Origin of the sequence: Mycobacterium interjectum (assembly GCF_900078675.2) — a bacterium.
GTDB classification, from domain to species: Bacteria; Actinomycetota; Actinomycetes; order Mycobacteriales; family Mycobacteriaceae; genus Mycobacterium; species Mycobacterium interjectum.
The window spans coordinates 3,159,784-3,170,287 of record NZ_LT546237.1; the positions used below are offsets into that span (position 1 = coordinate 3,159,784).

The window sequence follows — 10,504 nt, forward strand, 5'->3', positions numbered from 1 at the left end:
TCGCGCGATGCGCAGGTCGCGCACTAGTCCGAATCCGCTGCCGTCGAGCTGGTGGTGACCGCGAGTGCCGCGCGTCGCTTGAGGAACTGACGGAAGTAGTCGATCCGTTCCGGCTGCAAGATGCCGGTCAGCAGCAGAAGCCAGGACTTTTCCAGGTCGTGCAGGAAACGCTCCGGCTCTTCCAGATTGCTGGTCTGCCGCAGCCCCATGTGCAGGGAGACCATCAGGCGCCCCACGTCCTGCGGATCGCAATGCTGGTCGATGTCGCCCTCGGCAATGGCCTGCTCGACGACTCCGGCCAGTGCCTTGGCCCATTCCTCCAGCAGGCGCTTCTGCAGCCCCTCCGACCGGCCGACCGACTCGAGCAGGTTCAGCCCCGCCCGGACCCCGTCGTTCTTGATGTCACCGACGGCGATCAGATAGGAGAAGTCGATGAGGGTTTCCAGGCCCGAAAGTCCGCGCGTCAGCAGGTCTTCCACCGCGGTGGCGCCGGCGACGGTCTGACGTTCGATGATCGCGACGGCCAACGCGTGCTTGGACCGGAAGTGAAAATACATCGCGCCCTTGGTCAGTTCCGCTTCCGCGAGAATGTCGTCGAGGCCGACATCGTGATAGGCCCGTCGAGCGAACTGATGCGAGGCGGCCCGCAAAATCTGTCGGCGCGTCGCGTCCGCACGTCCGTCGGTCGAGTGGGTCGTCATCGGTACCGGGAACTCGGCTGTCCGGAGCGGCTTGATCGCGTTCCTGGGGAAGCAACGCGAGTGATCATTCCGGGGCCTGCGTCATGGCCCGGATCGATCAGTGTCACGTTCACGAAGCCTTCCTCGAGCAGGGCCCGCACCTCGGTTCTAGAGCCAGCGCACTCACCGGCGGGTCTCGGGGGCAATACGGCCGTCTCTGAGGTTAGCAGTCAGTCCTCGCGCCGAGGCTTCAACGCTGCGGGTCGACATCACGAACTTGGAAATACTTATGGTGCGCGTTCCGGCTGTACTGCGAACTAAAAGTATGTAGAATCGTCTTCTATGTGGTTTTCAGTTTGTTTGCCTGGTCAGAGGCCTGTGGCCGGGCCCCCGGTGCCCGGTTCCCTATGTCAACCACCACGCCGGGCGGCCCGTATGCAGTGCGTGCCCCGTGTGTCGTTGGTCACTTCGCGGCCGCTGGCGCCGGCCGTCGCCCGGTGCGGCCAGGGGTAGAAACCCATGGACTTTGGTGCCCTTCCCCCGGAGATCAACTCCGCGAGGATGTACGCCGGCCCCGGCCCGGGATCGCTGGCCGCGGCCTCGGCGGCGTGGGATGACCTCGCCGCCGAGCTGCATTCCGCCGCGGCGTCCTACCGATCGGTGATCTCGGGGCTGACGGTCGGGCGGTGGCTGGGTCCATCGTCGCTGGCCATGGCCTCCGCCTTCGGGCCTTATGCGGCGTGGACGTCCGGCGCCGCCGCGCGGGCCCAGGAGGCGGCCAGTCACGCCCGGCTTGCGGTGGAGATCTATGAGGCCGCGTGGGCGATGACCGTGCCCCCCGCGGCGGTCACCGCCAACCGGGTTCAACTCGCGGTGCTGACCGCGACCAACTTCTTCGGCCAGAACTCGCCGGCCATCGCGGCCAACGAGGCCCAGTACGGCGAGATGTGGGCGCAGGACGCCGCGGCGATGTATCAATACGCCGCGAATTCGGCGGAGGCCGCGGACCTGACACCGTTCGCATCGGCGCCCGAGGTCAGCGACCCCGCCGGCGCCGCAGGCCAGGCCACCGCACTCTCGGAGGCGGCCGCGGGCTCGTCCACCCAACAACTCACCCTGGCCAGCCTGATGTCCACCCTGTCCTCGATGTTGTCGAACCTGGCGTCGCCGGCCACGGCGAGTGCCGCGACGACGACACCCTGGGGGACGCTGCTAGGTGGGCTCAGCTCCGGGACGGGCGGGCNCCATGGGCCAGGCCGCCACCCTGGGCCCGCTGTCGGTGCCGGCCAGCTGGACCAGCGTCATCCCGACCGCGCACTTGACCAGCGCCGGGGCGGAACTGGCGAACGCCGGCGCGCCCGGCGGGGCGGGCAACATGCCGCCGAGCATGCTGGGCGGGCTACCGAGGGGCGCCGGAGGCCGGGGAGCGCCCGGTCCGCGGTACGGGCTGATCCCCACCGTGATGGCGCAACCGCCGTCCGGCGGCTACGGAGCGGCCATCATATGACCCGCCCGAAGCCCGAAATACCAAAAGTATCGTTTACCGCCTTTACGGCGATATCTGGTTTTCAGCCGTTCGCGCGCTGCCCGCGCGCGGTCCGTCGTCCGAAGGGTTGGGTGTCATGAAAGTCGTACTTTTCTGCGGCGGTTACGGCATGCGTATGCGCACGGCCGAAGGCGACCTGGTCCCCAAGCCGCTGCAGATGGTCGGTCCGCGACCGCTGCTGTGGCACGTGATGCGCTACTACGCCCACTACGGCCACAAGGAATTCATCCTGTGCCTGGGATATGGCCAGGCGATGGTCAAGGACTTCTTCCTCAACTACCGCGAGATGGAATCCAACGACTTCGTCATGCGCGCCGGTGAAATCGAGTTGCTCGATTCCGATATGTCCGATTGGACCATCACCTTCGTCGACACCGGGTTGGAGTCGCCGATCGGCGAGCGGCTACGTCGGGTGCGCAAGTACGTCGGGGGCGACGAGTACTTCCTCGCCAACTACGCCGATGTGCTGACCGACGCGCCGCTCGACACCATGGTCGACCGGTTGAAGACCAGCGGCGCGGCGGCCTCCATGCTGATCGTGCCGCCGCAGTCGTCGTTCCACTGCGTCGACGTCAGCTCCGCCGGCGACATCAAAGAGATCGCCCCGATCGCCAAATTCCCGATCTGGGTGAACGGCGGCTACTTCGTCCTGACCCAGGAGGTCTTCGACCTCATCCCCGAGAACGGTGACCTCGTCGGCGATGCCTGCATGGCGCTCGCCGGGACCGGCCGGCTCCTGGGGTATCAGCACGACGGATTCTGGAAGCCGGCCGACACGTTCAAGGAGCGCGCCGAACTCGACGCCGACTACAACGCGGGGAACCGCCCGTGGATGGTCTGGGAGCAATCTCCGGCGAAACGTTCGGCATGATCGGCCTGCACACCGGCGCAATCAATTCGGTTGCGGCCATCGGGGCGCACTGCGACGACATCGTCATCGGCGCGGGCGCCACCTTGTCGCAAATCGTCCGCCACAACCCCGATGTCGTCGTGCACGCCTTGGTGTTCACCGGCGCCGGCACCGAGCGCGAGATCGAGGAAAAGAACGCGTTCGCGGCCCTGTTGCCGCGGTCGGAGGTTCGGTTGACGGTGGCCGACCTGCCCGACGGGCGCCTGCCGGACCACTGGGGATCGGTCAAGCAACTCCTCGCCCAGTTCCGCAGCCAATGCGAGCCCGACCTGGTCATCGGCCCCCACCGCCACGATTACCACCAGGACCATCGCTTGGTCGCCGAGCTCATACCGACCGAGTTTCGTGCGCATCTCGTGCTGGGCTACGAGATTCTCAAATGGGAGTCCGACTTGCCGAATCCGACTCTCTACGTGGGCATTCCGGAAGAGCTGGCCCGCCGGAAGGCGGAACTGCTCGCGGAGTCGTACCCGTCTCAGGCGGGTCGCGACTGGTTCGACGACGCCGCGTTCCTCGGCCTGATGCGCCTCCGCGGCGTGCAGTCCCGGGTTCGCTACGCCGAAGCCTTCGTGAGCGAGAAGGCGATCTTGAATCCCTTCGGCGCGCAATCATAGGACGGGAGCGACACGACGATGCTAGTGCTGGTCACCGGCACGGAAGGTTACCTGGGTTGCCTTCTGGCCCCGCTACTTCTCGAAGACGGCCACGATGTCGTCGGACTGGACACCGGCTATTACAAGGCCGGTTGGTTGTGCCCCCGCCCGCTCGCCGACAGCCGCCACGGTGTCGCACCGCTGAGCCTCATCAAGGACATTCGCGACGTCACCGTCGCGGACCTGCGCGGGGTCGATGCGGTCGTGCACATGGCGGAGTTGAGCAACGATCCGATCGGCGACCTGATCGGTGATGTGACGTTCGAGGTAAACCACCGCGGCAGCGTGCACTTGGCCGAGTGCGCCAAGCGCGCGGGTGTCAGCCGGTTCATCTACATGTCGTCGTGCAGCGTGTACGGCATCGCCGAGGGGACCGTCGACGAAACCAGTCCCATCAACCCGCTGACCCCGTACGCCAAATGCAAGGCCCTGGTCGAACGCGACCTCACCGCGATGGCCGACGACGACTTCTCGCCGGCATTCCTCCGTAACGCAACGGCATTCGGCGCCTCGCCGCGGATGCGATTCGACATCGTGCTGAACAATCTGGCCGGCCTCGCGTGGACCGAACACCGCATCGCGATGACCAGCGATGGCACGCCGTGGCGACCGCTAGTTCACGCGCTCGACATCGCCCAGGCGATCCGGTGCGCGCTGCGCGCCGACCGGCAGAGGGTGCACAAGCTGGTGGTCAACGTCGGCAGCGACGAAAACAACCGCACGGTGCGCGAAATCGCGGAGGCTGTCAGCGCCGAGTTCCCCGGTTGCGAGCTCACTTTCGGCCCGCCCAACGCGGACAACCGCAGCTACCGCGTCTCGTTCGGCAAGATCCACGAGGTATTCGCCGATTTCCGCGCCGCATGGGACGTCGCGGCCGGGGCGGCGCAACTGCATCGCGTGTTCCAGGCCATCGCCATGGAGCCCGAGACGTTCTACGGCCGCGGGCACACGCGCCTCAAGCAGATCGAATACCTGCTCAAGACGGGGCAGGTCGACGAACGACTGTTCTGGAAGGAGACGCAGTGAAGTACACGCCCACGAGTGTCGCAGGGGTCACGATCATTGACATCGAGCCCCATCGCGACCATCGCGGCTTCTTCTCTCGATCCTTCTGCGCCGACGAATTCCTGCACCACGGTCTGATACCCGAAGTGGCACAGACGAACATCTGCTTCAACCACACCCGCGGCACGGTGCGCGGCCTGCACCGGCAGGCGCCGCCGCACGCGGAGGCCAAACTGGTGCGCTGCGTCCGCGGCGCCATCGCCGACGTCGCCGTCGACGTCCGCCCCGAGTCGCAAACCTACGGCGAACACGTGATGGTGGAGCTCAGCGCAGACAACCGCCGGGCGCTGTTCCTGCCACCATACGTGGCGCACGGGTTCCAGACGCTGACCGACGACACCGAGATCCTGTACCAGATCAGCGGTCCGTACGTGCCGGACAGCGAAGAGGGCTTTCGTTGGGACGAAGCAGAATTCGGTATCAAGTGGCCGCTGCCGGTGACCGTGATGTCGGAGAAGGACGCGAGCTGGCCCTCGTTGGAGGAGTCGGTGGAGAGCGAGGCGTCATGACGTCGGCCCTGTCCACGGTCCCGGTGCGCATGGTCGTCAGCGGGAGCGTCGTCGAGCGGTGCGACACCGACGAAGTGCTGTCGATCATCGCGGACCGCCTCGACTCCAGGTCGCCCGGCCTGGCCGTGGGCTCGGTGAACCTCGACCACTTGCACCACTTTCGCACCCTCGGTGCGGCGCCGGCGGGCGGGCTGGAGTGGTTGTTGCTGGCCGACGGCATGCCGATCGCCTGGCGAGGGCAACTGCTGACAGCGCAGCCGTGGCCGCGCGTCACCGGTGCCGACCTGCTACCCGCGGTCCTGACGCTGGCCGAGTCGACGGGCCAACGGGTCGGCTTCTTCGGCGGCAGCGCCGAGACGCACCTCCTGCTGGCACAGCGCCTGCGGGCACAGTATCCCCGGCTCGCGATCTCTGGGATGTGGGCGCCGGACCCAGCGGACATCGAATCGGGTTCTGACGCTTTCGTTTCCGCCATCCGCATGGCCCGCACCGACATCCTGGTGGTGAGCCTGGGCAAGCCGCGTCAGGAGCAATGGGTCGACCGGCACGGGTTCGCGACCGGGGCGCGGGTTTTCCTGCCGTCCGGTGGCGCCATCGACTTTCTGGCCGGCAAGACCCGTCGCGCTCCGGACTGGATGCAGCGGGCCGGGCTCGAGTGGTTCTACCGGCTGACCTGCGAACCGCGCCGGCTGGCGCGCCGGTACCTGCTGCAGGGTCCGCTCGCGCTGCTGCGCGCATCGCGAGCCCAGCTGATCTGCTACCCCGGCGGGTCCTACGCGGGGACGCCCATCCACAACGCTGCCCGGACCCTTTCCGGCGCAGCCGAATCGGCAACGGCCTAAGCCAGAGAGCCGCCAGCATGACGACAACCCTTCGAGCCGACAGCGCCATCCCGCCGCTTCGGGCGCAGGCCGTGCGGGGGCCGCGCCCCAACGGCGTGTCGCGCTGGCAGCAGACGTACTCGGCCCGGTTGCGCGTCACCGACGCGGCGATCGTTTGCGCCTCGGTCGCGCTCGCCCAGTTCGTCCGGTTCGGGGACGCGCCGAACACGTCGGGATACCCGGGCCCCGTGATGACGTTGCTCTCGGCGCTCTTTGCGGCACTGTGGCTTTCGTCCATGTCGATGTTCCAGACCCGATCGACGCGAATCATCGGCGCCGGAATCGACGAGTACCGGCGCATCGCCAGCGCGTCGTTCTGGACGTTCGGGTTCATCGCCATGGTCACGCTGCTTGCCAAGATCGAGCTGGCGCGTGGCTATCTCGCGGTCGCCCTGCCCGCGGGCACCATCGGACTGTTGGCCAGCCGCAACCTGTGGCGCAAGCACGTCTGGCGCAAACGGGCGCACGGCGAATACCAGACCATGGTTTTGGCGATCGGCGACCGGCCGGGCGTATCGCATTTCGCCGGTGAGCTGATCCGCAACCCGAACGACGGTTACGTGGTGGTCGGCGTGTGCATCCCGGGTTACGGCCCGCCCCGCGGCGAAACGCTGACGGTCCACGGCCAAGAGATCGCGATCCTCGGGGACGAGACCCGCGCGGTGGCGGCGATCTCGTGTTGCGGCGCGGACACCGTGGCCGTGACGCGAACCGAACATTTCGGCGTCCACGGGATCCGGGACCTGATGTGGCGGCTGGAGACGATGGACGTCGACCTCGTGGTGTCGCCCGGGGTGGTCGACGTCGCCGGCCCGCGGTTGACCCTGAAGCCGATCGCGGGATTTCCGCTATTGCACGTCGAGAAGCCGCAATACGAAGGGACACAGCGGTTTCAGAAGCGCGCCTTCGACTTCTGCTTTTCGCTGGCCGCGCTCATCGGCACGGCGCCGCTGCTCATCGCGGCGGCCCTCTGGATCAAGGCGACCAGCAAGGGGCCGGTGTTCTACCGCGCCGAACGCATCGGCCTGGACGGCAAGCCCTTCACGATGCTGAAGTTCCGCACGATGGTGGACGGCGCCGACACCCAGGTCGAACGCCTGCTGCCGCTCAACGAGGGCGCCGGCGGCATGCTCTTCAAAATCCGCCGGGACCCGCGGGTCACCCCCGTCGGCAGAATACTTCGCCGGTTCAGCATCGACGAGTTGCCGCAGTTCATCAACGTGCTCAAGCAGGACATGAGCGTCGTCGGACCGCGGCCACCGCTGCGGCGCGAGGTAGAGAACTACGACGGGCAGGTCAAGCGCAGGCTGCTGGTCAAGCCGGGAGTCACCGGACTGTGGCAGGTCAGCGGTCGTTCGGATCTTTCCTGGGAGGACTCGGTGCGGCTCGACCTGTCGTACGTCGACAACTGGTCGATGGCCGGCGACCTGGTGATCATCGCCCGCACGCTCAAGGCCGTCATGTCGAGCGACGGGGCCTACTGATGGTGCGCGAGACCACGATCGAGCCGGCCGTGGCGGAGCCGGCCGTCGCCTCGGTGCCGCGGTCGCGGATCGCGCACGCGTTTTCCGTCCAGCTGATCTGCCGGGCGCTGGGGATGCTGGCCTCGGTGGTGTCGGTCGCGATGACCGCCCGCTACCTCGGCCCGGGGCGCTACGGCCAGCTCACCATCGCGGTCGCCTTCGTCGGAATGTGGGCCAGCCTGGCCGATCTCGGCATCGGCACCGTCATCGTGCGCCGGGTCACCTCGGGCGCCGGCGACCTGGAGCGGCTGGTCCGCGTCAACAGCGGCCTGTCGCTGGTGTACTGCCTTCCGCTCGCGGCGGCGGCGGCCGGCACGGGTCTGCTGCTCTATCGCGACGCCGACGTCCGGGTGATGCTGGTGGTGTTGTCGGGCCAGCTGCTGATGCTGACGATGACGACGCGGTTCGAACCCGTGTTCCTGTCCACCGTCCGCTTCTCGGCAGTGGCGATGTCCGACGTCGCAGGCCGGCTGGGCACGCTGGCGATGGTCAGCTACCTGGTGGCCATCCGCGCCGACGTCGTCTGGTTCGCGGTCGCACAGCTCATACCCCCGGCGCTGCAGCTGCTCATCCAGGGCAGCGCGGCGGCGCGGCACATCTCATTGCGGCCGATTTTCGCGCCGCGTGAGGTGGCGGACCTGTTGCGGGAGAGCATCTTTCCGATCGGCGTGGCCGTGGTCGGCGTTCTGTACTGGCGCACCGACGGCGTCATCCTGTCGAAGGTCAGCACGCATTCCGAGGTCGGGGTCTACGGGCTGGCCTACACGGTCGCGTTCAACACCCTGGTGGTCTCGATGTTCTTCCTCAAGGCGACGCTGTCGACGGCCACCGAACTGTTCTCGCGCAACGTCGAAGCGTTCACCGCCTTCCTGCGGCGTTGCGTCGAGCTGATGTTTTTCGTGGGCGTCCCGGTCGCCGCCGTCGGCGCGTTGCTGGCGCGCCCCCTGATCGAGTTGTTCGGCGATCGCGAGTTCGTGGAGCGCGGCGCACCAGCACTCGCGACGCTTTTCGTCGCCGTGGCGCTGCGTTTCGTCACCGGCACCCTCGGCCAGGGCCTGTTCGCCTGCCACCAGCAGAAGTTTTTGTTCCGGCTGTCCATTGCCACACTGGCTTTCAACGTCGCGCTGAACCTGTTGCTGGACAAGCCCTTCGGCGCGGTGGGCGCCGGGCTGGCGCTGGTGGGGACCGAGCTGTTCGGCATGGTGATTGCCAGCTGGTGGCTGCGCCGCGAGTGCGACTACCGCACCCCCGTGGCGTTTTTGCTTCGGCTGCTGGTGCCAACGGGGGCCTGCGTCGCGGTGGCGCTGCTCCTGGCGGGCCATCACGTGGTGTTGGTCGTGACCGCCGCCGCTGCCGTGTACCTGGTAACCAGCGTGACGGTCGGTCCGTTCACCTGGTCTTCGTTGCGCACTCAATTGACCGCACTGCGCCAAAGGGGGCTGGTGGCATGACACGCGAATTGGACCGGGCATACCTGAAACGGCCGGTCGGCACGCTCACCAGGTCCGGTCGGCCCATGGTGGTGATGATCGTGACCTACAAGAGCCACGGCCTGGTCGAGCAGTGCCTGGCCAGCGTCGCCGAGCACCTGCCCGACCTGCCGGTGTACGTCTATGAGAACAGCGGCGACGGGTATCCCGGTCGCGACGAGCTGGCCGCCCGGCACCCCGCGGTGCACTGGGTGCTGGGTCCGGCCAACCTTGGCTTCGCCGCGGCGTTCAACGCCCTGGTGGAGCACACCCCCGCTGACGCGGATCTGTTGCTGCTCAACGCCGACGCCCGGTTGGAGGGGCCGCTCGCGCGCACTCGGGAATTGCTGCTCCAGACGAAGGTCGCCGCAGTATCGCCCATGGTGCACGACGACGGGGCGCCCGGGCCGGCGCGCTGGGACATCGCGACGCGGCGCCGGACCCTGAGCCGGGCGCTCGTCGCGGCCGCCGGCTACTCGGATCGCCTGCGCGGCACGCCGATTTCACACCTGTACGCGCGCCAGCCCGGCGAATCGGAAAGCATCGACGGCTATGTGGGCGGGGCCTGCCTGGCAATCAACCGCGCGGCCTGGAACGAGATCGGCGGATTCGACGAGGAGTTCTTCCTCTACGGGGAAGAAACCGATTGGCAGGCCCGGGCCATCGCGGCGGGCTGGCGCATCCTGCTGGCCAACGAAACCGACATCGACCACGGCAACCCGGCGGCCGCGAGCCAATCGCAGGAGCCCGACGCCGCGCACGGTGCCGAGGTCTCGACCCCCGAACGCCGCCGCAACCGGGACCTGCTGCGCGCCAACATCGCACTGCTGCTCGAACACCAACACGGCGTGCACCACGCGGATGCCTATCTGGCCGGCACCACCGTGCTGGAGCGGATGCAGCGGTCGAAGCGCGACGCGCGCCGGCGGGCCTTGACCGCCGGCCCCCGAACCGCAAAGCCGGCGATCGTGATCACCACCAACCGCTTGGTCTATGGCGGCGCGGAGCGCCAAAAGGCTTTATTGGCAACCGAATTGAATCGGCGGGGCTACCCCGTCACCATTGTGTGCATGCAACGGTTCGGACCGCTGATCCGGGAGATTCCGCACAGCGTCCGGGTGGTGCGCCAGCCCTGGTGGGCGCCGGCCGTCGACCTTCCCGCCGGGCCTGCTGTGCTGATCAGCGGCGACACCAACACCGAGACGGGGTTCGCGACCTTGTGGCGGGCCGGGGGGGCCGGCCGCCGCTGGCTGGTCGCGCCGCACGTT

At 67.6% G+C, this 10,504-nt stretch carries 9 protein-coding genes and 1 pseudogene; 9 read left to right on the forward strand and 1 reads right to left on the reverse strand.

Annotated features, from left to right (window positions below):
• Nucleotides 1–23: 23 nt before the first annotated feature.
• Nucleotides 24–701 carry a TetR/AcrR family transcriptional regulator gene (locus BN4348_RS49520; protein WP_066915324.1) on the reverse strand — a complete coding sequence of 226 codons (678 nt, stop codon included), beginning with the start codon at nt 699–701 and terminating at the stop codon, nt 24–26.
• A 498-nt stretch (nt 702–1,199) separates the two neighbouring features.
• On the opposite strand from BN4348_RS49520, the pseudogene BN4348_RS49525 reads away from it, so the two are divergent.
• The 9 genes and pseudogenes from BN4348_RS49525 to BN4348_RS60110 all read left to right on the forward strand — a co-directional run.
• Nucleotides 1,200–2,187, forward strand: a pseudogene (locus tag BN4348_RS49525) (PPE family protein).
• Nucleotides 2,188–2,302: 115 nt separating this feature from the next.
• Nucleotides 2,303–3,097, forward strand: coding sequence for a glycosyltransferase family protein (locus BN4348_RS49530; protein WP_066915326.1), 795 nt, complete (start codon nt 2,303–2,305; stop codon nt 3,095–3,097).
• Nucleotides 3,094–3,750, forward strand: a complete 657-nt coding sequence (locus tag BN4348_RS49535; RefSeq protein WP_066915328.1) for a PIG-L deacetylase family protein — start codon at nt 3,094–3,096, stop codon at nt 3,748–3,750. The genes BN4348_RS49530 and BN4348_RS49535 overlap by 4 nt, the downstream gene beginning before the upstream one ends.
• An 18-nt stretch (nt 3,751–3,768) precedes the next feature.
• Nucleotides 3,769–4,815 (forward strand): NAD-dependent epimerase/dehydratase family protein, encoded by a 1,047-nt coding sequence (locus BN4348_RS49540; protein WP_066915330.1) that lies wholly within the window; start codon nt 3,769–3,771, stop codon nt 4,813–4,815.
• Nucleotides 4,812–5,363, forward strand: a complete 552-nt coding sequence (rfbC, locus tag BN4348_RS49545) for a dTDP-4-dehydrorhamnose 3,5-epimerase (protein WP_066915332.1) — start codon at nt 4,812–4,814, stop codon at nt 5,361–5,363. Before BN4348_RS49540 ends, rfbC begins: the two co-directional genes overlap by 4 nt.
• Nucleotides 5,360–6,205, forward strand: coding sequence for a WecB/TagA/CpsF family glycosyltransferase (locus BN4348_RS49550; RefSeq protein ID WP_066915334.1), 846 nt, complete (start codon nt 5,360–5,362; stop codon nt 6,203–6,205). The genes rfbC and BN4348_RS49550 overlap by 4 nt, the downstream gene beginning before the upstream one ends.
• 17 nt (nt 6,206–6,222) lie before the next feature.
• Nucleotides 6,223–7,728 carry a sugar transferase gene (locus tag BN4348_RS49555; protein WP_084454372.1) on the forward strand — a complete coding sequence of 502 codons (1,506 nt, stop codon included), beginning with the start codon at nt 6,223–6,225 and terminating at the stop codon, nt 7,726–7,728.
• Nucleotides 7,728–9,218 (forward strand): flippase, encoded by a 1,491-nt coding sequence (locus tag BN4348_RS49560; RefSeq protein WP_066915336.1) that lies wholly within the window; start codon nt 7,728–7,730, stop codon nt 9,216–9,218. The genes BN4348_RS49555 and BN4348_RS49560 overlap by 1 nt, the downstream gene beginning before the upstream one ends.
• A partial coding sequence (locus BN4348_RS60110) for a glycosyltransferase (RefSeq protein WP_160040531.1) occupies nt 9,215–10,504 on the forward strand: 1,290 nt, incomplete at its 3' end. The genes BN4348_RS49560 and BN4348_RS60110, both read left to right, overlap by 4 nt.

Excerpts from the sequence above, each read along its gene's own strand:
- BN4348_RS49520 (WP_066915324.1), bottom strand. The coding sequence starts at position 701 with ATGACGACCCACTCGACCGACGGACGTGCGGACGCGACGCGCCGACAG.
- BN4348_RS49550 (WP_066915334.1), top strand. The coding sequence starts at position 5,360 with ATGACGTCGGCCCTGTCCACGGTCCCGGTGCGCATGGTCGTCAGCGGG.
- BN4348_RS49530 (WP_066915326.1), top strand. The coding sequence starts at position 2,303 with ATGAAAGTCGTACTTTTCTGCGGCGGTTACGGCATGCGTATGCGCACG.
- BN4348_RS49540 (WP_066915330.1), top strand. The coding sequence starts at position 3,769 with ATGCTAGTGCTGGTCACCGGCACGGAAGGTTACCTGGGTTGCCTTCTG.
- BN4348_RS49560 (WP_066915336.1), top strand. The coding sequence starts at position 7,728 with ATGGTGCGCGAGACCACGATCGAGCCGGCCGTGGCGGAGCCGGCCGTC.
- BN4348_RS49535 (WP_066915328.1), top strand. The coding sequence starts at position 3,094 with ATGATCGGCCTGCACACCGGCGCAATCAATTCGGTTGCGGCCATCGGG.
- BN4348_RS49555 (WP_084454372.1), top strand. The coding sequence starts at position 6,223 with ATGACGACAACCCTTCGAGCCGACAGCGCCATCCCGCCGCTTCGGGCG.